20 protein-coding genes and 1 pseudogene are annotated in these 25930 nt (G+C 36.3%); 7 read left to right on the top strand and 14 right to left on the bottom strand.

Annotated features, from left to right (window positions below; all coding sequences use genetic code 11):
* Positions 1–304 precede the first annotated feature (304 nt).
* Both IPH66_02875 and IPH66_02880 read left to right on the top strand, forming a co-directional pair.
* Positions 305–1441: a Fic family protein gene (locus tag IPH66_02875; protein ID MBK7128295.1), complete on the top strand. Its 1137-nt coding sequence runs from the start codon at positions 305–307 to the stop codon at positions 1439–1441.
* Positions 1442–1953: 512 nt separating this feature from the next.
* A complete protein-coding gene (locus tag IPH66_02880; protein ID MBK7128296.1) occupies positions 1954–2820 on the top strand; it encodes a hypothetical protein in 867 nt (288 codons plus the stop codon).
* A 179-nt stretch (positions 2821–2999) separates the two neighbouring features.
* Here the strand turns inward: IPH66_02880 and IPH66_02885 are convergent, their stop codons facing one another.
* Positions 3000–6302 carry a choice-of-anchor I family protein gene (locus tag IPH66_02885; GenBank protein MBK7128297.1) on the bottom strand — a complete coding sequence of 1101 codons (3303 nt, stop codon included), beginning with the start codon at positions 6300–6302 and terminating at the stop codon, positions 3000–3002.
* Positions 6303–6653: 351 nt separating this feature from the next.
* On the opposite strand from IPH66_02885, the gene IPH66_02890 reads away from it, so the two are divergent.
* Positions 6654–6941, top strand: a complete 288-nt coding sequence (locus IPH66_02890) for a DUF1905 domain-containing protein (protein MBK7128298.1) — start codon at positions 6654–6656, stop codon at positions 6939–6941.
* Between the two features lie 58 nt (positions 6942–6999).
* Here the strand turns inward: IPH66_02890 and IPH66_02895 are convergent, their stop codons facing one another.
* Entirely contained in the window at positions 7000–7896 is an 897-nt protein-coding gene (locus IPH66_02895; protein ID MBK7128299.1) for a GAF domain-containing protein, read from the bottom strand.
* A gap of 176 nt (positions 7897–8072) precedes the next feature.
* Positions 8073–8276: a hypothetical protein gene (locus IPH66_02900; protein ID MBK7128300.1), complete on the bottom strand. Its 204-nt coding sequence runs from the start codon at positions 8274–8276 to the stop codon at positions 8073–8075.
* Positions 8277–8430: 154 nt separating this feature from the next.
* Here IPH66_02900 and IPH66_02905 point away from each other — a divergent pair, with 154 nt between their 5' ends.
* Positions 8431–9762, top strand: coding sequence for an IS5 family transposase (locus tag IPH66_02905; GenBank protein MBK7128301.1), 1332 nt, complete (start codon positions 8431–8433; stop codon positions 9760–9762).
* Here the strand turns inward: IPH66_02905 and IPH66_02910 are convergent.
* The 7 genes from IPH66_02910 to IPH66_02940 form a co-directional block, all read right to left on the bottom strand.
* On the bottom strand, positions 9741–10055 hold the full coding sequence (locus IPH66_02910; GenBank protein ID MBK7128302.1) for a hypothetical protein: 315 nt from the start codon (positions 10053–10055) through the stop codon (positions 9741–9743). The two genes, IPH66_02905 and IPH66_02910, sit on opposite strands and share 22 nt — an antisense overlap.
* Entirely contained in the window at positions 10028–10789 is a 762-nt protein-coding gene (locus IPH66_02915; protein MBK7128303.1) for a hypothetical protein, read from the bottom strand. Before IPH66_02915 ends, IPH66_02910 begins: the two co-directional genes overlap by 28 nt.
* A gap of 5 nt (positions 10790–10794) precedes the next feature.
* Entirely contained in the window at positions 10795–11745 is a 951-nt protein-coding gene (locus IPH66_02920; GenBank protein ID MBK7128304.1) for a phosphoribosylaminoimidazolesuccinocarboxamide synthase, read from the bottom strand.
* Positions 11746–11831: 86 nt separating this feature from the next.
* Positions 11832–12497 (bottom strand): response regulator transcription factor, encoded by a 666-nt coding sequence (locus IPH66_02925; protein MBK7128305.1) that lies wholly within the window; start codon positions 12495–12497, stop codon positions 11832–11834.
* A 25-nt stretch (positions 12498–12522) separates the two neighbouring features.
* Positions 12523–13344 (bottom strand): hypothetical protein, encoded by an 822-nt coding sequence (locus IPH66_02930; protein ID MBK7128306.1) that lies wholly within the window; start codon positions 13342–13344, stop codon positions 12523–12525.
* Between the two features lie 123 nt (positions 13345–13467).
* Positions 13468–13707: a T9SS type A sorting domain-containing protein gene (locus IPH66_02935; protein MBK7128307.1), complete on the bottom strand. Its 240-nt coding sequence runs from the start codon at positions 13705–13707 to the stop codon at positions 13468–13470.
* 12 nt (positions 13708–13719) lie between these two features.
* Positions 13720–14490, bottom strand: a complete 771-nt coding sequence (locus tag IPH66_02940; GenBank protein ID MBK7128308.1) for a hypothetical protein — start codon at positions 14488–14490, stop codon at positions 13720–13722.
* A gap of 317 nt (positions 14491–14807) precedes the next feature.
* On the opposite strand from IPH66_02940, the gene IPH66_02945 reads away from it, so the two are divergent.
* Entirely contained in the window at positions 14808–15629 is an 822-nt protein-coding gene (locus IPH66_02945) for a response regulator transcription factor (GenBank protein MBK7128309.1), read from the top strand.
* A gap of 266 nt (positions 15630–15895) precedes the next feature.
* On the opposite strand, the gene IPH66_02950 is transcribed toward IPH66_02945, so the two are convergent.
* The 3 genes from IPH66_02950 to IPH66_02960 form a co-directional block, all read right to left on the bottom strand.
* Positions 15896–21136: a PAS domain S-box protein gene (locus tag IPH66_02950; GenBank protein ID MBK7128310.1), complete on the bottom strand. Its 5241-nt coding sequence runs from the start codon at positions 21134–21136 to the stop codon at positions 15896–15898.
* A 310-nt stretch (positions 21137–21446) separates the two neighbouring features.
* Positions 21447–21884, bottom strand: coding sequence for a hypothetical protein (locus IPH66_02955; protein MBK7128311.1), 438 nt, complete (start codon positions 21882–21884; stop codon positions 21447–21449).
* Positions 21885–21941: 57 nt separating this feature from the next.
* Positions 21942–23822: a T9SS type A sorting domain-containing protein gene (locus IPH66_02960; protein ID MBK7128312.1), complete on the bottom strand. Its 1881-nt coding sequence runs from the start codon at positions 23820–23822 to the stop codon at positions 21942–21944.
* A 463-nt stretch (positions 23823–24285) separates the two neighbouring features.
* On the opposite strand from IPH66_02960, the gene IPH66_02965 reads away from it, so the two are divergent.
* Positions 24286–24789 (top strand): helix-turn-helix domain-containing protein, encoded by a 504-nt coding sequence (locus IPH66_02965; GenBank protein MBK7128313.1) that lies wholly within the window; start codon positions 24286–24288, stop codon positions 24787–24789.
* 58 nt (positions 24790–24847) lie between these two features.
* A pseudogene (locus IPH66_02970) lies at positions 24848–25336 on the top strand (IS630 family transposase).
* Between the two features lie 15 nt (positions 25337–25351).
* Here the strand turns inward: IPH66_02970 and IPH66_02975 are convergent.
* The gene (locus IPH66_02975; GenBank protein ID MBK7128314.1) at positions 25352–25750 is read right to left on the bottom strand and encodes a hypothetical protein; all 399 of its coding nucleotides are present in this window, start codon (positions 25748–25750) and stop codon (positions 25352–25354) included.
* Positions 25751–25930 lie beyond the last annotated feature (180 nt).

The following is a 25930-nucleotide window of genomic DNA, read 5'->3' on the forward strand; positions in this document are numbered from 1 at the left end:
ACTTCTCTTTCGGTTCGATAATTGCCATGAGGTCGTTTATCAGCTCCATGTCTTCCAGAAATTGGTTCGATTCTGTATACGTCCATTGTACTGTCGAACTTTTGTTCGAGTAAAATGGCGGTAGATGTAGTCTTCCGCCATTTTTTGTTTGAGAATGATGGTTTTTGGCTGTTTATAAAGCGGCTTATTCGCTTCTATTATTGGCATATCCAAAAATTGAGTCCACTCCTTTTTACCATAAAAATTCATAGTTAACGATGAGACTTTTCCCTTAACTATAAAAATTTATAGTTAACTTTGATCTATGAATATTAAGGACTTTAAATCAGGTAGGCACATTACCCAGGATGGGTACAAGAGCTTTTTGCCTGAAAAGGTCAATAAAGAGTGGGTGGTTAATTCTGCCAAGGTAAGCACCCTGTTGGAAGAAGCAACCAGTAAGGTAAGTGCCTTGAATTCTTATTCGCTGATGATTCCTGATGCGGATATTTTTATTCGAATGCACATTGTAAAAGAGGCAACCACATCAAGCAAAATAGAGGGAACACAAACCCATATTGAAGATGCTGTTTTGAGTAAAAATCAGGTTAACCCTGAACAGCGCAACGATTGGCAGGAAGTACAGAATTATATCCAGGCAATGAATTTTGCAATCAAAGAACTAAACAAACTTCCTTTGTCCAACCGTCTTCTCCGAGACACTCATCGTATTTTAATGCAAGGAGTGAGAGGAAAACATAAAGCACCGGGCGAATTCCGCAGGTCGCAAAACTGGATAGGCGGAGCTTCGCTAAAGGATGCCGATTATGTTCCTCCGCACAATAAAGACGTTGTGGAATTAATGAGCGACCTTGAAAAATTCCTGCATAATACCGATATAAATGTCCCTCACCTGATAAGGATAGCCATTGCACATTATCAATTTGAAACCATTCACCCGTTCCTTGACGGAAATGGTCGTTTAGGACGATTACTTATTACATTATATTTGGTAAGTAATAATATTCTGAAAAAACCTTCTTTATATCTTTCCGATTTTTTTGAACGCAACAGACAATATTATTATGACAATCTTTCGGCTGTGAGAACCAGGAACGATTTAACACAATGGATAAAATTTTTTCTTGTAGGTGTAATAGAAACCGCAGATAAAAGCGCTGCTGTGTTTGAGGCAATCATTAAACTAAAAGCAGATATTGAAAAGAAAAAAATATCAACACTTGGGAAACGTGAATGGCTCGCTAAAAAGACTTTAAATTATTTATATATGAAGCCCGTGGTAACAGTAAATGATATTATTGAAAAACTGAAAATTTCAAAACCAACGGCTAATGCTATCGTAAAGGATTTTATGCGGCTAAAAATTCTGAAAGAGCAAACCGGTTTTAAACGCAATAGGGTATTTATCTTTAATGTATACCTGAATTTATTTAAGAGGTAGTATCAGGCTGAAGAGTTATTGAATTCAGATTAACATTGGGAGTACTTTCTGAAATTGTTACCGGGATTTTCACATTTGTAAATCCTACGAATTGGATTCGAATGCAAAAAATCACCTGAAGCGAGTCTACTAATAGTGAATGATCCAATACTAACTGTTAATACTCCGGTAATAATTTTTAAGGAATCGCTTTTAGAAGTGATAAAAACATTGGCAAATTCCACAGGTTTATTTTCGTCGTCAACTACAATTCCGGAAATACTGCCTCACTGTTGTGCATTAATATGTACGCAGAGAAACAAAAAATGTATACAGAAAATAAATCTCATGGATGAATTATTTGTTCAAATGTTGAAATTTCTTCTACTATTTGGTTTATTCGGAAATTACGTTGAAGCTGAACGGTCAGACGCTCATGGGCTGAATATCATTTATTTACTTTCTCGCCAGACAAAATTTGTGTACTTTGCATTGGTTTTTTATCGTTAACTATTTTTAGACATAACTCAAGTATGAATTGTCTCATCAAAATAATTTCCTTGTCATGCGTTTGGTTGATAATGGCATGCACCCAAAATAATCAACATGAACCTGCAGGTGTTGAGTTGAATCCGGATGCGGTAACTGAGGAAAATGTTATTTCTGATTTGCTGGATGAACCTCCTGCTGATTGGCCAAAGAATTTTGCTCATGTTATTTTTGAAAATGACCAACTTGATAAATGTTGTGACTTATTGGTTTATCATATTAAACCTGATAAAATTGAATGTGTTGATCCCTTGATTTACGATGAAGCAAAAATTTCGAAACAATCTTTTAATCCGGTCAGAGATCAACTGATTTTTTATCTATCTGATGAAAGTTCAATGGCAGAGGTTATTGTTTTTCAACGTGACTCATTAATTGATGGATTATATCATGGTTTATTTTATTCTCAAGATGAATTTCAAAATGCAGGACAGCCCTTTTCTCAAATTTTACTTTTTGATATGGATCATCAAGCCTATTCAACGTTGGGAAATAATTGCGAAGATGAGTGGTCAGAAGAATCATTTGACCCAACTCCGGTATCTGAAAATGAAGTTGTCGGAATTACTATTTGCAAGGGGTCAAATTCAGAGGATGAAAAATTCTCATTTTCGGTTGAACTTTTGAAAAAAGGAAAATTGAGCGGCACAGCATTTGAAGATGTCGGCACTAGTTCTGCAAAATTTCAGTCAGGGACATGGGAGTGCAAATCAGGTAAATTGTATCTGACCTTTGTTATGAATGGATCAAAAATGTCTGATGACGGAATGCAAGATTTTACCTATGAAAAAGAACTGATAATGGACAATATGGAGACAATTGAAATTTACAAGAATAATTGCTCGCATTAAGTCTTGAAAAATTCTTTTCAAGTTTAATCACCTATCTTTTTTGATGGTCATCGAAGTTCAATCCGCAAATTATACTTTTCCCCGGACAGTAGTGATCACCTATGCATAATAAAAAAAAATCGCCCCGCAGGGCGACCTTTTTGTACATCACACATTAAAACAAAGGAAAATGAAATGGCTTAGTGATGCACAGTCAATTTCAGCACACTTGTTTTTTCACCGTCAGTTACATGAATGAAATAAATTCCTTCAGCCATAGTTGAAGTATTGATCATTATCTGATTTGAGTTTATAAAATCACTTGAATAAACAATAGCACCACGTGCATCTCTGATAACGAATGAAGCATTTGTTAATTCACCAAACTGGATATTCACCAAATCATGAGCCGGGTTAGGGTAGAGTAGTATGGTTGAATTTTCAGATTCTTCAACTTGTGTGAAGTTGACATTAATTTGAGCTGAACCGGTACAACCATCTGTATTGGTTACATACACTTCATACATACCGTCAGAATCAGGAGTGTATTCTTGCTGATCAGCACCGGTAATAGCAACACTTTCAAAATACCACTGATATGTGTCAAAAATCTGAGTTGACAATACAGCATCCGTTACAATAATAGTTGGAACCGGTGCAGAAAGTGTGGTAACAAAAATGCTATCACTGGTTCCCTGACATGATTCTGTTGTATTACTAAAATCAACTTGGTAGTAACCTGCCATGCTTGCGTAATACTCATCCATGGTTGCACCTGAAATTGCTGAACCATCATGCAACCACTGGTATGATAAAGTTGCAGTTGCATCAGCATAAAATAGAAGTGAATCATTTTCACAAAATGCGGTTTCATCATTTTCGGTTGCAACAATCAAACCTGAAAGTGAAGCGCAAGAATTTAATTCATACACAGTAACGGTGCTTGAAATTTCGTTAGCAAGTAAAATAAGTGCATTACCATTTGGTGAAGCATCTGCAGAGATGAAAATAATACCTTCAGCTCCTCTGTCAGGTCCGTTTGAAATGGCGTCGCGATTATTGTTGTATCCAACATATTGCGGATTATACGGATCATTCACATTGAAAATAAAAACACCACCTACACGCTCAAGTGAAACAAATGCAAAATAATTTCCTTCAACTTCTGCCGTGGTGATTCCTTCAACTTCAGGTCCTTTATCATCACTTCTGTTTTTCATTGAAACAGCTCCTGCAGTATTGCTTGCATTAAATAATTGTTGATAGTTTGGATCATTGGCAATGATAAGTTCAATAAGATCACCTGAATCATAAACTAAATTTCCGTTGTTGTCCCAAATAGAAAATGATCTTGTACCTAATGAATACAATTCTTCAAAATCACCATCATTCAAATCATCGCCCAGGGTGTTAGTTAATAATAAACGGCCTGCTAAATAATTACTTTGCGTAAATGCAGCATCTTCAAATTGCACTGGATCAAGCACTATATCTTTGATGCGGGTTTCTTCACTGAATCCTGAAAAATCACGTGAATCACCTTCATTGGCTGTAAACAAATAAGTTGTTCCGGAAATATTCAGTGTAGAAATTGCATCTGGCAAAAACAAACCTTTCACCGGAAAATTTGCAATATTGATTCCAGATGTTACGTTTGAAATATCCATACCTGAACCAAATACATTGTGATCAATTGTACCCAAAGCAACAACATCAATCAAGGTTTTTGTATTGATGTCAAAAATTGCCACAGCATTATTTTCTTGCAGGGTCACATATACCATTCCGGTCTCTTCAGAAATTGCTGCGTACTCAGGTTCAAAGTCCATTGAGGCGTTTGCTCCCGGTCCAAAAATTCTTATTCCTTCAGCAATGAGTGCAGCTTCAGTTCCGTTGAGTGAATTGAAATTGGCAAGGGTTACGTTTGCGTTTGTCATGGTGCTTGCAGGTAGGGTAATGTCAATGAATGCCACTGTTCCTTCCGGATCTGTCAGGTAATCATCTGATGGTTCACCTTCGCATGCAACGACCAGTAAAGTACCGTCAGCGTTGAAAGTACACATATCAGGCATTGCACCTGCATCTAATCTTTTTAACCAATTACCATTTGCATCAAAAAATGAAATGTAACCGTTCAGTTGTGGATTGAGGTTTTGAAGTGCCACGGCAACTAGTCCGTTATACACCGCAACTGAGTTGATATTTCCTACAGAATCCAAATTAATTGAAGTAATAGCAACAGGCGTTGAAGGGTCACTGAAGTCAACTATATCCAGATTATTGGCTACACTGTTTGCAATAAAAAGATGAAAAGATGAAGAGTCGTATGCAACAATTTCTGCTGAGTTTGATCCTTCAGCTCCATTGCTGTAACTAGTCAGTAAATTAAATTTAAGTTCATTTGTTGGGGCAGGAATTGTTCTGTCATTATCTGTGATATAAATAAAATACATTCCTGATCCGCCGGCAACGCAATTGGTTGGATTTTCAAGAGAAAGAATTATGTATTCTGAAGATTCTTCAATTCCATCATCCTGAATAGTTAGTGTAGCATCTTGTGTTCCGGTAGATGAAGCAGGGAATGTGATGGTAGTTGCTCCAAGTGTAAAGTCAGTTCCATCTTGTGCAGTTGAAGTATTGCGCACAATAAGATCAATAGAAGAAGCTGAAGCATTTGAAGTGGTAATTTCTACTTGAAAAGTTATGGTTCCGGCTGACTCATCATACGTCACATCAGTACTTGTAAATGATATTGATGGAGGTGTAGCAGAAGCAAAAGTAATAGCAGAAATTCCATCTGTTGCTGTGCCTGTTGCAAACGTGCGCGGAACAGAAAACGTATTAGTGCCCTGATCAAAAACACCGGTTGCAATGGTAAGATCTTCGTCAGGCGCAAGGAAAGAACTGAGTTGTAATTTTCCACCAGTATATAAATCATTGTTTGGAAGTTGATATCCGTCAGCACCTGCTGAAACTACTGCAGCACCATGATCAGGTCCGCTTCCATAAAAAACTGCATCAACCGGAACAGTTGAATTTGTGATGGAAGAAATCGGTAAATTAAAAACTGCTATTCCGTCAGAGCTTGCACCACCGTTACCTAAAACTCCGCTTGCGTTTGCATTGCCAATTCCGCCATCACCGCCGCTAACACCGGTGTCTATTACACGCAATTGCAAGCCGGTTGGTGTCATTGATGTGCCGCCAACGTAAACGACATCTCCAACTGAAACAGTTCCTGATGTAATTTCAAATGCATAGGTTATTGCTAAACCTTCAATCCACCCATCTGTTGTTGCTGTGCCATTATTACAAACAATTACTGTGTAGGGTGTAACTGAAAAATCAATATTGTCTACCGCTAAAAATTCAATGTATTCAAAGGGCGAATCTGTTCCTGCCGGGTTTTGCAGAAATTCAGAAATCAACAATCCGGGATTCTGTGATTTGGCCATTCCCAGGGTTAAAGTCAGGCACAAAAACAGGGTAATTTTTTTTATCATTTTTTTCAGATTTAAGAATTATGAGACAAAGCTATCTGTGTCAGATATCCTGATGTTTAAACCTGAATTACTATGATGTAGCAAGTTTGTTAAGCCATTGTTTTTTTAATGCCCAATATATATTCTGATAACAGAAAAAAGGGCTTGAGTAAGCATGAAAAGATTTAAAAGTCAGTGACCATTTAGAATGAACCACGCAATAGAAAAAAGTGTCGAGAAAAATATTTGCATAACATAGGTTCAATGGAATTTTGGAGAGACGCAATTGTTTTTTCTTATAGTGTCTTTTCTGCTGACTGCATAGATTTCTATCTTTACAAGCAATTCTTGACAAAAAAATCTCATATGAAAATTTCGTACGATTTTAGTTCCAGCGTTTGGAAATATGAATCAACAGCCGGATGGTATTTTGTCTCACTACCAAAAAAAATATCAAAAGAAATTAGAGAAAATTCGAAAGATCTTGAAGAAGGTTGGGGGCGATTAAAGGCTGAAGTATGCCTTGGAAAGAGTCAATGGAAGACAGCTATTTGGTTTGATACAAAAATGGATACCTATATTTTGCCGTTGAAAGCGGACATAAGAAGAAGAGAAAGGATTGAAGTAGGGCATGAGCTCTCAGTGAAAATATGGATTTAATGAACATCATTTTCTTTACCAAAAAGAATAATTACCCGAGATATTCAAAAACTAATCTTCATTTATTCTTTAGTAGCTGTTCAAGTTGGTTTTTAATTTTTTGCTTTTCGTAGGTTTCAAGCGCCATGGAAATTAATTGTGAGATGAACATGCAGAATTTTCGTTCCATCAAATCCCATCGCCGAGGAGCTCCAACGTGTTCAAAACATACCACACCTATCATTTCTCCTTCAATTCGCATGGGCACATCAATCATAGAAGTAATGCCGTACTTCTGTAAATAAGGCTCAACCAATTCTTCCGTTTTAGGATCTTCCAAAGAATAATTAGTTGCAATAATCTCTTGAGTTGCAAGTAGCCTAAAATATGCAGGCATGTCTTTACGCAATAGAATCATTTTATCTTCAAATGAATTTTGACTCAAGGTGTAATTACCAATGCATTCAATCATGGTAAATTCTTTGTCTGTTGTCCATGCATTGACACGTTCAACGCCAAGGGCTTTGGCAGATTCTATTAAAATTTCCTGAATAGATTTGGTAAGCTGACCATCTCGCAGGTAACGTGAGCGGGTCAATTTTTCAATGACATGAATTTTATTAAGTAATGCAGCATGTCCTTCAATTTCTTTGGTAATATCTTCTATCATTACGATAACGCGTTCACCACTCACTGCTTTGACTAAGGTTGCATTAAAAAAAACCGGTTTGCCAAATTTATTCTTGACTGAAATACCTTTCAACTGCGCGCGAGAATCCATCATTTTTGACGGATTGAATTTGAAATCAGGCGAAAGTTCGTTGACTTTTTTTCCAACCAGATCATTGATAGCGAATCCAAAAAATCTTGTTGCGTGTGGATTTGTGAATTCAATGGTGCCATCATTTGAACATACAACAACTCCCTGTTCCATGTTCTCAGCTATTAAAGCAAGTTCCTGAAATTCTAATTGCATACCGGCTAATTTACTCTACCAATATACCAATTTATTTAATTGAACTACAGAGTTTTGATGATTTTAAAGTGGAAATTGAGTGAACAATCAAGAACCGTGTATAGAAAAAATCGGTTAGCAGATGTCCTTTTATAAGACGATCTTTGAGATGAATGAGAAATTCATTCTGAAATTACTTATTGATTGATGGTTTCGTATGAAAAATTCTCACTCTTGCAAAAATCTGCTATGGCGTCATTTTTTTCCAATAGAAAATGATTGCAAAAAACCAAAATAGCTTGATTGAGTTTTTGATAGTAAAGATATTGTTCTTTAAGCTCATCCATATCATTATAACCATTATCATTGGCGATGTGATATCTTAAGTGACCGGCACTCACAAATTGATGATGATAGAGTATTTTTCCTAAAGTAGTCGTTCCTTAATAACTCTTCAAAATATTGACAATCAATAATATAATGTTGATAAATAGTGCTTTTTGTGTGATATAAATTGCAAGATATTTTAGATATTGGCTAAAAATCTTGCAGAATATGTTAGGAAAAAGCTCAGATCAAAACCAACGAAATTTATTCTCGCCACTGTTGTCGGATTTTATCGATATGCGTCATGAATTGGTTTTGTTATCAAATAAAATGGATTGGAAATATTTTGAAAAAGAATTCTCAGTTCATTATTCAAATACCGGTCAGCCATCAATGCCAATAAGATTTATGATTGGATGTCTTTTGTTAAAACACATTTACAATTTGGGAGATGAGACTCTGGCTAAGGCATGGGTGATGAATCCTTACATGCAGTATTTTTGTGGTGCATCAAACTTTCAACATATTTTCCCATGTGATCCAAGCGACTTTGTACATTTTCGTAAACGAATTGGTGAAGCCGGAGTGGAAAAAATATTTGTTCATTCAATAAATCTTCACGGAACAAAAGCAAAAAATCAGATGCTGTTATCTGATACAACTGTTCAAGAAAACAATACCACTTTTCCAACGGATGCAAAACTGGCAAAAAAAGTTATTGACAGGTGCAATGCCATTGCTAAGGAAGAAGGGATTAACCAACGCCAAACGTACACTAGAACAAGTAAACAACTTGTTCGTGACACGCACAATTCACATCACCCTAAAAGAATAAAAAAATCAAGAAAGGCAAAATTAAAACTACGCACAATTGCAAAAAGACAACTTCGAGAACTAGAACGTGAGCTTCCACAAGAAACACTTTTACAATACAAAGAAGACCTTGATTTATGTTGGAGAGCAATTACACAAACGCGGCTTGATAAAAATAAAGTTTACAGTCTTCACAAACCGTTTACCACCTGTATTGCTAAAGGAAAGGCGCACAAGCAATATGAGTTTGGTAATAAAATTGGATTGATGGTGAATCCAAAAACATTAGTTATCCTGGGGATAGAAAGTTTTTCTGGAAATCCGCATGACAGCAACACAATAGAACCACTCCTTAATCAAATAAAAAACAATCTAAATTATCTACCAAAAGAAATTGTTTATGACAGAGGTGGAAAAGGGAAAAAAACAATTTACGGAGTTGAAATAAGTACACCAACAAAACCTACAAAAAACACAACGCCTTATCAAAAAATTACGACCCGAAAAAAATTCCGTCGAAGAGCAGCCATCGAGCCAGTAATAGGACATCTTAAGACAGATCACAGAATGGAAAAAAATTACTTGGGCGGCGAAAGTTCATCAAAAATCAATGCAATGTTCGCAGCCACCGGATGGAATTTAAAGAAACTAATGGATAAATTAGTTCGTGATATTTTTGGCGATTTTTTAAATTGGTTCAGAGTCGATTTTTTAATTGTTCGGACTCAAATAAAATTTGGTTGGTAAGGAACGACTAAAGTAATCATGGTATAAGGTGTAGTATTATTTTCTTTGAATGGAAGATATTCAGGAACACTGTATCTGTATTGGTAACCTTTAGCATTTTTAGATTTTCTTCGGCTGATTGAAACAGAAGTGATGAGATAAGATGGTGTAGTGCAATTCGAACATTTATTATTATAAATAAAATCCATGTATTTCCAGAACGCTGCCTCTTCAACAGAAACATCCTCAAGCGTAGTTTGTAAAGAGATTATAGCACGATAGGGTTTTAACGTGTCATAATAATCAAACTGCAAGGCTGCTTGTGCACCCCAACTGGTCCCATTAACAATATTTTTGAAGTATCAATAAACGAAAGATTACGCACAAATTCAGTGATGAACTCAATATCCCCGGCATAGGATTTTTTTGTTGTGTGATTTGAAATCAGTTTCTGATTGGTTGAATCTGCCAACATGTATGAAGCTGAAATTACCACATATCCATTCTTCGCTAATAATTCAAACAATTCATGATTTTCAAATGGGTTACTTCCACTTCCGTGATGATAAACAAGGCATGGATACTTTTCTGCGTCAGGTAATTTACTTCGATATGAATCAGTTTGTAGCAGAAACATTTTCTGCGTTTTAGCCAATTGTGTTTTTGAAGGATTTTTGAACCTGATAAAAAAGTCTGGTTCCATTTGATAGCCGGCGACAATCTTTTGTAAATTCTGTTTCATCAAATAAATACTGGGTGACAACAATTCATTTGATTCGAATTCATTGAAGAAATCTCCAAAAACAAGACGTTTAGCTGAATCAATCTCCGTTACCGGATACCATATACCAACTAAAAAAGGTAGGGCATGTTTCTGGAAGATAACATCATTTTTATTAATTAAGGTATCAGAATATCCTGCATAGAAATTTGAAGTTTTATAACTAGAAGAACTTGATTGAGCAGACAGCGTTAATTCTATAAAAAACAAAAGGAAAACAGTGGTAAAAGCAAAGTAAAACCTAGAAATGAAGGCTGGTTTCAGCATCTTGATCATTGAATGTTACTCAGATAATGGAGCACATTTTTTTCAATGCGCTCGGCTTGATTTGAGTTGTCTGCTTTAATGAATTTTTCTCCTGTAATTTTTTCGTACAATTCAATGTAACGATCAGTAACCGTGTTCACAAATTCATCAGGCATTACAGGCATGGTTTGTCCTTCAAGTCCCTGAAAATTATTTGCTATCAACCACTCTCTCACAAACTCTTTTGAAAGTTGTTTTTGATGTTCTCCTTTAGCTTGTTTCTCAGCGTATCCATCAGCATAAAAATATCTGGAAGAATCAGGGGTGTGAATTTCATCAATGAGATAAATTTTGCCATTCTTCTTTCCAAACTCATACTTTGTATCAACCAAAATTAATCCTCTTTGAGCTGCTATTTGCGTGCCGCGTTCAAATAATGCATACGTGTATTTTTCAAGTTGTTCGTAATCTTCTTTTGAGACAATGCCTTTTGCTATGATATCTTCTCGAGAAATATCTTCATCATGATGTCCGCTATCAGCCTTGGTTGCCGGTGTGATGATTGGTGATGAAAATTTATCATTCTCTTTCATACCCTCTGGTAATTGAACACCGCAAAGCATGCGTCTACCTGCTTTATATTCACGCGCGGCGTGACCTGCCAGATAACCACGAATAACCATTTCTACTTTGAATGGTTCACATTTATGTCCAACAGCAACACAAGGATCAGGAGTATCCAACAACCAATTAGGAACAATGTCTTGCGTGTCTTTCAGAAATTTTGCAGAGAGCTGATTCAAAACCTGACCTTTGAAAGGAATGGGCTTTGGCAGAATATAATCAAACGCCGAAATGCGATCAGATGCTACAATAACCAGATAATCATTTTGAAGTGAATACACATCACGCACTTTACCGTGGTAAACAGAAATTTGTTTTGGAAATTGATAATCAGAAGTTTTTACACTTGTCATGTCAGAAAAATTGAGAGCACAAATGTAGCCAGAAAATAGCGGATGTCAGATTATCGGTTAATAAGTATAGCTATCTGGTTGAAAAATCAATAGGGGTTAATGTAGCCGTGTTTCACTGCATACATGACAATACCAATAGAATTTTTTGCACCAATTTTCTCTAGAATTTCAGATTTATATCGCTCTATGGTACGTTCAGATTTTGATAATATATCTGCAATTTCTTTTGTGCTGTGTTCTTGTGAGAGCAATTTGATTACTTCAACCTGATCAGGATCAAACTGAATTACAGACGAATCTTTTTTAAACCGAGGAGTGATTTTACCTTCATGCATTAAACTTCTGACCAGAATTTTTGATGTTCGATCATTGAGATAATACCCTGTGTTGAGTACGCTGATAATGGCTCGTTCCATTTCAGCGGGTTCATCATCTTTGGTGAGATAACCGCCTGCTCCGTTTTCTATGGCGTTAATGATTAATTCTTCATCATCATACATGGAAAGCATCAGAATGCCAACTTCAGGAAAACGTTGTCGGATAGTGCGAGCTGCGTCAATACCATTCATGTTGGGCATTCGGTAGTCTAAAAAAACCAAATGAACTTCCATATTATTTAATTGATTAAGCATGTCTTGCCCATCAACGGCTTCAATAACAACCTCAATATTAGAGAGAGAATTGAGCATATTAATAAGTCCTTTTCTAAAAAGGGTTTGATCTTCAGCTACTCCAATTTTGATTGCTTTCATTGATTTACATTTTTGAAAATAGTATTCACTTTTTTTTGCTGAGTGTAAACTTTTTATTGTCTTCACTAACCTTAGATTTCAAAATCATTTCTACTCTGGTTCCTTTAGGGTAGCGCTGTGAAAATTCTAAGTTAGCTCCAATTAATCCGGTACGCACGGCAAGATTTTTCATGCCCAGCGATTCTGATTTGAAATCAAGTTCTGCATCTGGTACAAATCCTTTACCATCATCTTCAATAATCAAACTTATTTGATCTTGTATACTCACCAATTTGACAAAAATATTTTCCGCTTCCGCATGTTTAATAATATTGTTCAGTAATTCTTGACAAATGCGATAAATAGCAAGTTCAACATCTTTGCTCAATGGCGTATGCATTTCTGTATCCGTTTCACATTGAATATTGAGTTTGGTAAGACTGCGAGTTTTTTTGCATAAATCATTCAGTGCGTTAGCCAAACCAAGCTCATTTAGTACGGGAGGCATCAAATCACGAGATATTTGTCTGACCCTGGCAACCAGGTTGTGAACGAGATCTTTTAGTTGATCAGTTTGCTCACTACTCAATGGAGGCTGGGCTAACTGCATCCTTATGTGAGTAAGTACTGACCCAATATCATCATGCAATTCAGCGGCAATTCGCTTCTGTTCTTCCTCACGCACATCAACCATTGCATTAATCAAATTTTGTTGATATTCGTTCTCTTTTTGCGCGGCATTAAGTTGCTGTTGAATAAATTTTTTCTGATAAGCTACGCTGAAAAGAAATATACCCAATGCCATAAGAGCCATGGCAAATGAACCAAAAATAATGATATATACATTTATTTCTTCTTCCTGGTACATGGGTTAAAATCTTACACAATGATAAGCATTTTTTTTGCAAACATGCCCGGTGAAAAATTGAAGCGAAGGAAGCAAAAAAGTGAAACCAGAGGAATGATCAAAAACAATCATGCTTTCTTGAAACTAGCTTAAAATAGCAATTCGCATCTCTTCATTTTCATCTTTATGTGTAATGCGCACCAGATAGATACCCGCGGCTAAATTTAATTTTAACTGTATTCCGTTACCGCGATCAGACAAATCATTTATGGTTGAGACAAGTTGACCGGCGGTACTATAAATAGTCAATTTGAATTTTGGCCATTGATTGCGCGTAAGCACGGTACAATGTCCGTTTTGAACAGGGTTAGGGAAAATGACCATAAGTAGATAGTACTAATAATCCATGCGGAAAACAACTGCTTCATCTTTGTTGCGATCATGAAAAAAACGATAAGACAAGCCAAAAGAAATTGTCTCCGGACACCAGATTGAAAGTTCAGTACTTAATGCCAAGTGATCATTAATTAAATAATTTATACCGGCAATAGTACAACCTGTAAACATGCGAAAGCCGGTTGGAAATAAATTTTGAATTCGTTCTGATGGCACTTTACTTAATTCATTGCCTTCATAACTTACGCCTATTCTCAACCTGATATAGTATTCAAAATTGTATTTTCTGAACAGATGCAATTGAGGATTGATGGAAAGAAAAAAACGTTGAGAACCATAATACGTGTTATCAAAGAGTATGTCAGAAAACGAGTATCCAAAGGCATAGCCAAGTGAAAAAGAAGAATCAATAGCCAGGGTATGACTGAATGAAAAAATTGGGCTGTGCTGATTGATGACGAATTGATGCTCACTGGTATCACTGTACGATCGCATAGAATTGTCTAATCTTAACGTGTTGAGGGAATAGCCGGAACCAATTCTAAAGCTGTGATTATAAAACGGACGTTGTGGATTAAATTCAACAGGATTCATACGTGAAGCAAGCATTTTACTAAGTGCAAAAGCAGAATCAGGTAGCATGATCAATGATTTTTCTTGAATACTGTCTCTGTCATTTCTTATGTCACCTGAGTGATTTGAAATATCTGGAGAACTATAACTGATGAGCGAGGTCATCAGAATAAAAAGTAGTGTTAGTTGGGTTTTCATACGCTGCAATTTTTTCTGAAAGATATCTGGCTAAGTGCTGTTGAAGTATTACCATTTACCAAACGATCATGCATGAATATTGTGCAATTCCGCTCTAATTCTAAGTTTTGACTATGCGTTGATGAAAGAAGATTTTTTTCAATGATGAAAAGGAGTTTTCAAACGATGGTAGAACGATAAAGAATTTGAGTTCAGAAAAAGTCAAAGTGAAAAAAGCGTTGGGTAAATGATATGGCACGATCGGAAAATAAATGCAATAAATGATACATTACGTTAATTTTTCCGTAATTTTCTGTAGAATTAAAATCCCAAAAGATATGGCAGAGGTAACATGTATTGTAGTTGATGACGAAATTCAGAATCAAGATGTTCTTGTTCGTATGATAGATCAGTTTTGCCCGTCAGTTCAGGTTTTGGGACGTGCACAAAGTGTTGATGAAGCAGTTACACTCATTAATAAAACAAATCCCAATGTTGTCTTTTTAGACATAGAAATGCCGGGCGGCAGTGGGTTCACCTTGTTTGATAAAATTCAACGCCCTAATTTTTACACCATATTTACCACGGCTCATGCAGAGTACGCAATTAAAGCCATCAAATTTGCTGCATTTGATTATTTGCTGAAACCAATCAATCTAACTGAACTGAAAAATGCAGTAGAAAAAGTTGCAGAACGTCTTAGGTCAGGTGAAAACAGAGGTGCAAGTGCTGAAAAAATGGCCGAGGTGCTTCGCTCAAACAGACAAGATCAAAAATATGATTTCAGTAAAATCGCCTTGCCAACTTCTGAAGGAATTGAGTTTTTTGACGTGAATGATATTCTGCGTTGTGAAGCAGAACGCGCCTATTGCTGTTTTCATTTGAAAACCGGAAAAAAAGTAATGGTATCACGCAGTCTCAAAGAGTATGAAGATATTTTAAACGAAGCAAATTTTTTCAGAATTCATAAATCAAACATGGTTAACGTGAATCACGTGACAAAATATCTGCGAGGCAAAGGTGGATTTGTTCAACTAACCGATGGATCTCTTGTTGCAGTTGCTATCAGAAAAAAAGATGAATTCCTCAAGTACTTAAGTGGCAACCGTGCCAAAGTAGAAATTGAAGAAGAGAGTGCTGATAATTTTCAACGAGTTTGATCCTCTCCTCAATCCTCTCCGAAGGAGAGGAAGGCCAGAGCACAAGGGTTTAGAAAAAGTGTGAACTAACGTCACTTCCTCTCTCCTTCGGAGAGAGGAGAAAATCGCAAGGGTTTCCAAATCGATCGTATTACCATTACGGTATTTCCTCCCCCTTAATCCCCCTCAGCGAGAGGGGGAAAGCTAGAGCACAAGGGTTTAGAAAAAGTGTGAACTTACGTCACTTCCTCTCTCTAGTGGAGAGAGGAAAGAGGAGTGAGGAGAAATCACTCCTCCTCATCACTATTCCCAATAATATCATGCGTAATGCGCAACATGGTGCCCGGTTGTTTTTCATTTTCCGGATCAAAGGTGTCAACAACCTCTACTTCAAAATTTTTATCCATGATGCGGTTGAGCAAATCAATGCGTGTTGTATTGATGCTCATGGCGTATGATTTTCTGTTTGCTTGCAATGAATCAGATTTCTTTTTCTCCAGTGAGGCTTGTCTGCCAATGCCATTGTCTTGTATAGTATATTCCATTCGGTTTTTTCTAACGGCAATGCCTAAAATTATTCTTGGATTCATTCCTGTTTCAGGAAAGGCGTGAATGATGGCATTTTCAATGTATGGTTGCAATAGCATTGGCGGAATCAAATACTCAGAAGTATCCAAGCCGGTCTCTACTTGTATTGTAAAAGTCATTTGCTCTTGCATACGCCGCTTTGAAATTCGGATGTATTGCTCAAGAAACTGAATCTCCTCATCTAATGAAATAAAATGGTGCATTGAATTCTCCAAAACCTTTCGCATCAATTTTGAAAAATCAGCAATATGGTTGAGTGATTCTTCTACATTGCCTTGAAGAATATAATACTGGAATGAGTTCAGTGTGTTATACGTAAAATGAGGATTTAACTGAGAACTTAAAAGTTGATACTGATACGCCATGGCTTGCTGCTGTTCACTTTTAATTGCTTCGTAAGAAATTTCTCGCTCAGTTACATCGCGCACTGAACCGTAAATTTCAAACACTTCACCTCGGTCATTCAGCATGGGGCGGGAGTAATCGTCAAACCAGCGATACTCTTTTTCTCCTTCCTTTTTTAAGCGGTATGTGATCAATGTGGGTTCTTTGGTATCTAATATTTTATTGATAGCGTGAGTAATTTTCATCACATCTTCAGGATGCACATAATTATACCAGAAATTTTCTCCACGCATCAAATCCAATTCGTTGCAACCAATCAGATTTGTTACTTGCGGACTCAGATATTTAAGCGCAAGTCTGACTCTTTGCCTACCTGAAACCGTTGCAACATAATAAAACTGATCAGATGCCTCAATGATTTGCGAATTCAATTTCACAATGTCAACCAAACGTTTGCGTTGATTTTCCAGATTGATCTCTTGTTTTTTCTTCTCGGTAATATCACGTATTAAACCCTGCACCGCATAAAATTGATTTTGCGCATCAAAAAGTTTACTCAGATTCACTGAAACAATTACTTCTGATCCGTCTTTATGAACCAGTGATGCTTCAAATTCTCTGATCTCTCCAACTATATTTTGTTTGGCAAATTTTAAATCACGAATTTTTGGCAGCACATATAAAAATGAAATATGTTTACCTATTACTTCCTCAGGCGTATATCCTAGCAGTTTTTCAACTGAAGGGCTAACCATAGTGATTATACCACCTGTTGTTGTTTGATAATAAATGTCTTGAATTGACTCAAATATCTTTCGGAATCTGAAATTACTTTCTTCTACTTCTTTATGTGTTTTTACTAATTCAGTAATGTCCAACATAGATCCGCTGATCAGATGTTTTGCTTGATTGGGTAATAGATGACTGTCAGATGCTCTGAGTAAGAAAAATTTAATGTCACCATTTGTATCAATAAGTTTTAATTCAAGGTCACGTGCGTTAAAATCATGCACAGCATTGTACACAATTTTTTCAAATTCAGTTATAGAATCAGAATGTATCAAACTATAAAGTTGTTTTTTTTGTATAGGCTCATTTTTATAACTCATTCCAAGTAAATTCTGCAGATTTTCATCCAAGTACGCAGTTTCATCTTGAATATTCCACTGCCATGCACCCATGCGGGCAATTACTTGAGCTTCTTTTAATAATTTACGCTGATTACCTAATTGTTCTTCTTGAATTTTGCGTTGATTGATATCTTTACCACTGGTTCTTATTCCAATCCAAGCCCCGTTTTTATCATATACCAATGTCCAGCTGAGTGAAAACCACGTAGCAGTTCCGTTTTTACTCACGGTTCTGAATTCAATCGGATCTCCTTCATACTTATTCACCAAAACCTCATACAATATTTTCATTACCCGGCTGTAATCATCGGGGTGAATAATAAGTTCGTAAAAGTTAGTTGCCGTGAGTAATTCATCTAGCGTGTATCCGCTGTATTTTTCAGCTGCCGGATTCATCCATATTGCTTTACCTTTGGTGTCTAACCAGGTCTCCCAGTTTGCTGTGTAATTGGCAATGGTTTTAAATTTTTCTTCACTGGCAAGCAGTTCTTCTTGATCTTGTCTTTTTGCAAGAATTACTGAAACAAGGTTTGAAAAGCGTCTCACCAAATTGATCTCTTTTTCATTAAGTACGATTGGAAAAGTGAGATTCAACAAGCCACTCACCTTATCACCCCTGAAAAGCGGAATCAAACATAAGGTTCGAATTTTTGTCAGTTTGGCAGCCCATGAACTCAAACTTCTCAACACCTTGTTTTGTGAATGATCTTTCACATAGGTATTGATTAGTTTTGAATCACTTGTAATCAGTTCTTTTTTACTATGTATAACTTGGGTGAATATACTATCAGAAACCAGCTCAGGTATAACCGACGCTAAATTTACTTTAGCACGTTTTTCTATTATTTTAATTGTTTCAAGACCAATTTGCTCCGCATATAATTGCAAATTATTTTCTGTTGGATAGTACCTGTAAATTCTACCCCTATGAGAACCCAAAATATCTTCAACATAGTTAAAAATTAATTGGGTCAAATTTTCATCAGAAACATTATGCACCAGGGCAGAATTGATTTTCTCAGCATGGTAAATTTCTTTAAAATTAGATTCTGATTCAAACTCTTGAAGCTTTTGTGCGGTAATATCGGTATGCGTAATTACAGCACCGTTTATTTTTCCATAAAGGGGTGATATTTTCATTCTGAACCAACGTCTTTCGGTGGCTGAATGACAAGGATATTCAAATTCAAAATTCTTTTTAAATCCGGTAAGAATTTGTTTGATGGCTTTCAGAATTGGCGTCACATTAGTTTCACCACTTGCCAAAGCATCATCACATGCTTTCAGGTAGTTGCTCCCAACCCCTGTAAATTCAGGCAGACCTTCATTTTCTTTTGCAAAATCTTTCCACGCCTTGTTGGTTTCAATGATGTTACCTTCTTTGTCAATTACAGCAATACTTTCATTCAGGGAGGTTAAAATTGAGCGCAAAAATGTTTCGCGCTCTGCCAGTTTTAGTTCTGATGATTTTAGCTTGGTTACATCTTGTGCGGTGACAATAATTTTGTTAACCACCCCCTCATTGGTATGACTGAAAAATACACCGGCGTGAATGTATTTTAATCTACCTTTACCTGTAATAATCCGATAAAGAAAAAGCTCAGGATCAACACCATTAATCATTTTCTGAAGTGCAGCCGCCAACACCGACTTGTCATCAGGATGAATATGCGAGTATATATTTTCACGTGTTGGTATAAAAGTATCCGGATCTACTTCAAATATTTTATACATTTCACTTGACCAGATTCTTGTTTCTGACCCCGGAGTAATAATAAAATTACCTGTTTGAGTAATTTCCATCACCCGGTGAAGCAATGATTGTTGGTCAGTCAAATTTTTTTGAAATTCTGAAATTTCTGTAATGTCATGTCCACTGCTGATGTATGAAATAATTCTGCTATTCTCATCGTGTATCACTGCATTTCTCCATGCAATTAGTCGTACCTGATTTGTTTTTGTCAGAATATATCCCTCAGAAACTTCAACAGGTAGACGTTCTTCTTCTACTAATTTTTTGAATTTGCTTATTCGTTTTGTAGATTCTGCATGGGGCACAAAATTCTCAAACCACGTTTTTCCTATTAGTTCGTCTTTTGAATACTCCATTACCTTGCATGCCTGATCATTTACTAGTTGAACAACTCCTTGTTTATCCAACATCAAAACAATAGAAGGCGACGTATTCAGATATAATTCAAATTTCTCTTTCTCTTTTAGAAGTTCTATTCGCGCTTCTTCTTGCTCTGTAATATCTCTACCCATTGATTGAATTTCAGTGAGCACGCCATTTTCATCATAAAAACCAAGTTCTGTCCATTCAAACCATTTTTGTGTTCCATGATATAAGCCAAGGTGAACATCCGAAATTTTAGAATTGGTCGGAGATAATTTATTTATTTTGTTTTGCAATCTGGGAATATCACGGACAATATTCAAATAATTAATTGAGAGAATTTCATCTTTTGTTTTGTGCATGAAATTTAGACATGCTGTGTTGGCAAATAGAACTTGCCCGTCAGGTTTCCAACGTATAATCAATTCGGTTTGGCTGTCAATAATCTGTCGGTAATTTTCTTCACTGATACGTAATCTGATTTCAGCCAAGTGTCTTTCAAGTTCATTCCCTAAACGGTGACTCAGGCTTTGTGAAATTTCTTCTACTTGATTTATTTCTTGCAGTTCATGATCATCCATGATTACTAAAACTCCAACCGGATGACCTTGTGAATTATGGAGCAATATCCCTAGGTATGAATCAACACCCATTTCGACCAGATCAGGATCATTCGGGAATTTTTTTTGCAGATCTTTTGGAATACAGAGTAAGTTTGATTCACTCAACAATTCACAGGGTTTACCTGAAAACGGGTAACAAAATGATGGTCTTTCAACTCCATTTTCTCTGAAGGATACTGTCTCAATAGAATGAATATTCTCTTTAAAAACACCAACAAAAACTATTTTAGGTTTGATTACGTGATAGAGTAAATCGGTAATTTCAGAGAAGTAATTTTCACCCACAGCAACGTCTGCAGTTTTTTTAAGTTCATTCAATGAAAGCGTATTTTGTTCACCTGATTTTAAAACATGATTGGGTATATGTTGGGTAATTTGCACCATTTCAATTTCATGTCTTGCTCGTTGAATTGCATAAGGCAAACGGTAGATCTCATCCAAGGAAATATAATCAGTCAAGCCACTCTCAAAGAGAAAAGTCATTTCAGCTTCATTCAGCAATTCACCAATTCCAACAACTACAATTTTTTTGTACTGCTTACATTGTTTCAAAAACTGACAGAGTTCATCTGAAAAATTATTGATTGCAATTAGAACGACACCTGATTCATTCGTGATTTGATTGAAGTGGTCAACAAGCTGCACATGATCAACACCCTGCTTGGTTAGTATAGGTTTTACTTTTTCAGAAAGATAAGTTGTATGATCTACCAGCCAAATGTCCATTTTTCTTTATTCAATTTCATTTCACTATTGATTCTGAAAAATAGGAATTATTTTTTGCATTGATGCTACCAATCGTAACAAATACTTTACACCTGAGAAATATATGTTCTGTTGTTTAATTAAAGTAGTTTTTTCTCCGCTTGAGGCGAGATCAAGAGGGGTGATCGCAAGCCGTTCATTAAAGTTAATACGTAATTATCATATTCTGCTGTCACCGTAATTTCTCCTCTTGAGAGAGGAAACAATGATTTGCCCTTAAAGCACACATTTTTTCACAACGTGTATTGGTGACTTTCTTTACAGAGCTGATTTACCCGGTAATTTTCAAAGCCGTTTCAGGTTGAAAATAGTTGATCATGTTTTTTGATTGAATTTTCACGTGATTAACCCAGTGCAATGCCTCAGTGATATTGTCAAATACCCGATATGGAACAGAAGGTTTGTATAGAAAGAGGTAATTTTTTGCCAAGGTTTTAGCTGCGAAAGATTTAGCCACAATCACAATGGCTGCCCCTTGGCTGAATCGCTCAGCACGGCGACATATTTTCCAAAAACGATATTCAGTATCCATCAAATCATGCGCAGTGATCACAAATGCTTTAATTTTTTGATGACGGTTGAAGCAAAATAATTTTTTCAGATGTCTCATGAAATTGGTGTTCAATAAACCGCGTTCAAGAAATTCAATGTGAACAATATCATCTTCAATAAAACTTATGGTGGCGTTATTTTCTGTAAGGTAAAGCATAGTGCGTATTTTGAATGGGATTAGATAATTTATTTATCACGCTGAAATTGGCATGAGTTATTGGATGATTTTTTGGGTGATTTTTTCATTTTCTGTTTCAACCACTACCAAATTTACGCCATGCGTTTCAGGCAATTGTACGGTATTTACACCAGGTGATAAGGTATAGTTGTATTTCAATACAGTCACATGACCACTCATGTCATACACGTAAACTTGTACTACCTGATCAGCTTGTAATTTATTATTCAGTTGAACAACTGAACCGCTTTGTGTAATAGTAACAGAGGCAGGCGCTGAATAATCAGGACTTGTTGAAAGTTGATTGTTGCTCAGCGAAAGTGTGAACCTATCGGACATCCCTGCCTCTGACCCAAAATGATAATCTTGTTCTTTTAAATTAATGGTTTCTCCAGTTAACCAGTCGGTCAACAGAATGGTATTGTAATCAACATACGTGGCAAAATCTTTTATTGAGATAGTGTACTCACCGGCACCGGTGAAGTTTGTGTATAAATCAAAACTGATTTCTGAACCGTTAGCTTCAAAATAATTTTTACGCATGATGTTGTCTCCGTCAGCAATTCCAATGGATGATGCTTTTTCTTTTCCGGTAGACAAGTGCAGGATATCCATGTTTTGATCAAATCCGCTGGTTGAACCGGTTTTTGAAGCTAATGACATCGTGCAGTAATGACCAGTTTGATTATTGGTAAGTTGTACTAAAAACCCATGTTGTTCTGGTTGATCAGTTTTCAGAAACATGCCACCTTCAACTTTAGCGGTATCAGTTATCAATAAAGTGCCAGGGCCGCTCACAAAAAATCCTTGTCCGGTTGCAATAATACCATTGGCTAATTCAGGACAGCTTGATGTATTGGTTGTTCCATCATACCATTCATAACTTCCACTTTCAGTTGAATACACGTAGAAATAATTGCTTACTCCGGTGCGTACTAATTTATTAAAATCAATGGAAGATACAAAAGGATTTCCTTTGGTATCCCAACCTGCTGAAACAATCAGTTCTTGCTCAATATTATCATTTAAAAAACCGGTCATACTTATGGTGGCTCCGTTAAAATTTGCAGAATCAGAACCAAGCAATACATCAAATCCAAGACCCGTTGAAATGGTATCATTCACATCAGTTACCGGCATCTCATTTCCGTTTTCATGGAAGCACATGGTGTTTGAACAAGTTTCTAACCAAGGTGCGCAACCATCAGGCAAAGTTGAACCGTAAATTCCAACTGTTTCATCCCACATACTCACGGTAGCATCTTTCACAGAGGCTGATAAGTTGCGAATTCCGGTAGCGCCTGCAGGAATATTGCGTTCAACTGTAAATTCTCCATCAAACCAAAACGACACGCCAACTTTGTTAATGCGTGCCGAATTTGTTTCAGAATAAGATGAGAAAATAAATTGGTTAGTTGTAGTGTTGTCAAGAATGAGTCCACCGTTGATTGGATACAAGGTACCGTTCAAACGATATGTTGCACCATAAAATGTCACGGCATAATTTTCATTGTTGATGGTAAGATCTAAGAGGTTGAGTGTATTTCCTCCGGCGTCAACATATTGTTCAGTCACACCATCAATAAACAGATGTCCGGCTGAGGCATTGAGAGTACCAATGATATCTGCATTTCCTTTCAGGTGTAATTCTTGTCCGGCTTGAATTGTCAGTTCACTGTTTGGATCAATCTCCAAATTGTTGACATACGACGCTTCAGTAATTTGCACAAAGTTGAATTGATTAATGTGTACATCATCATTAGAAGTTGGTACACAATTGCAATCCCAAACCAGTGGGTTATTCCATGCGCCTGAACTTATTGATTCAATATAGAGTTGCGCGTTTAACCAGCTTGACCCTGCAAATAACAAGGCCACCGCTAAAACTGATTTTAATATTGTAATATTTGTTTTCATAATGCAGATTTTTTTGTTTTATGTACAATCCTTTTTTCCTGATTGCCTGACCCAAAGGTTGGGTATTATTGTCTGCTGCTGAAATGAAAACTTCCCATCGGCTTATAACCAAAAAGTGGTATTTACTTATAGATTGATTTGCGCTAAACCTTTTATTCACGAACTATTCCGGAAGTCAACAAATTGAATTTACAACACGAATGTTTTTTCCGTAAGTTGTGTTTTAATACGTTTGGTTTACCCAACGTAGGCAGAATTGACCATGGAGATGTGAATGAATGATTTCTTATACCTTTCCCGCTGTATTCGCTTGTTTTGCCGCCAACCAAAAGACATATACATATATACCATTTAGTAATAATACCATTAGCTATTATAGAATAGTCTGATATTAACAAGTAAATTGTCAATATCTTTTCTTGAACTATATTAGACTAATGTATATATGCTATATATTTGAGGTATGGCAAATGCACTCTCTATTACGGTGAAAGAATCGCTTAAGGACTTAAGAAGTCTCTTAAAAAAATCTGCAGACCACCACGGTCCGAAAATAAAAATGCTTATTGAGATCAAGCGTTCTGATCGAGCATTAGGCAAGAATGAATTAGCGGAACTGATAGGTGTAAATCACAACAGTATTCAGACATGGCGGACTAAATATCAAAAGGGCGGTATATCCGAATTATTAAAGGATGGTAGAATTGGATTTAAGCCCTCCATAATAAGTAAGTCTGTGCATAAGAAAATTAAATTGAAGCTTTGTTCAGAGGATGCCGCATTTTCAAGCTACAAACAATTACATGCGTGGGTGGAAAATAATTTTATTAAAGGAGTTAATTACAACAGCTTGCGTCATTATGTTAAAAGGCACTTTGGCGCATCGTTAAAAGTACCCCGCAAGAGTCATATTAAAAGGATAAAGAAGCGGTTGCTACTTTTAAAAAAACTTCAAACGAATCTGTAAAGACAAAGTAAAACCACTATTGGGATGCTATAAAAGCATTAATATTTATTGCTAGGATGAGAGTCGATTTGGACTACTCACAAGAACAGGGCGGGTTCTAACAGCAAAGGGGGTAAAACCCGTTTGTACTTATCAACACAAATTCGAAAACACATACCTATATGGAGCATTCTCACCAATAAATGGAGATAGCTTTTTGTTGGAACTGCCTTATTGTAATACAGATTGCTTTCAATATTTTATTCAAGAATTATCAAAGCAGAATCCAAAAGAACTTAAACTAATCGTGCTTGACAACGGAGCCTTCCATAAGGCAAAGAAACTAATCATACCCGAGAATATCATTTTAATTTTTCTGCCGCCTTATAGTCCAGAACTAAACCCCGCCGAGAAAATTTGGTGGCAACTCAAACAAGAGTTCGTTTGCAAATCCTTTAATACCATCGATCAATTGGGCAAACACTTAGCCAAGGTTGTGAGGAGAATAATTACAACAAAAACAGTAAAGAAAATTTGTTCCTTCAAATATTTATTATGCTCTTTTTAGACTAAATTATATTGGCTAATGGTATAAATTCAATATAGAATGGATATAAGGGAAAGTGTAATGCCAGCCATCAATATCACGAATAGTAAACATAAAAAATGTCCCTGAAAAATAAAACAACCAGCCGCTAAATAACCAAAAGTATGGGTATGAGGTTAATTTAATAGATTCATCTAATTGAAATATCTGCAGAAAAAAGTAAAGTGAAAGCGCCAGCATGGCCAAACCTGCCAAACCGCGTGTAAAAAAATTCACCGTATCTAATCCTTCCAAATAAAATGAATCTAGCGCTGCAAAAGCAAGATAACATATACCAAAAATCCAAAGTGTTTTAGTGAGCCAGAGTTTCTTATAATATTTTACGCAAATGACCAGAAAAAAAATTAACTCGACCGTGCTAGATATGTGACCCATATACAAATTATGAATCTTATTCAGTGCCAAAACCGTTGAAACTGTCTCAAGCAACACAACTGCGATAGTCCAGCCGAGTAACACGTTCAGTACATCGCCAATTTTTTTTCGAAAATAAATCCCGGCGACAAAAGGAAATATCGCCGAGAAAGCCGAAAAATACATTAAAAAAATCCCAAC

Source organism: Crocinitomicaceae bacterium (assembly GCA_016708105.1).
In the GTDB taxonomy this organism is placed as follows: domain Bacteria; phylum Bacteroidota; class Bacteroidia; order Flavobacteriales_D; family Crocinitomicaceae; genus JADJGJ01.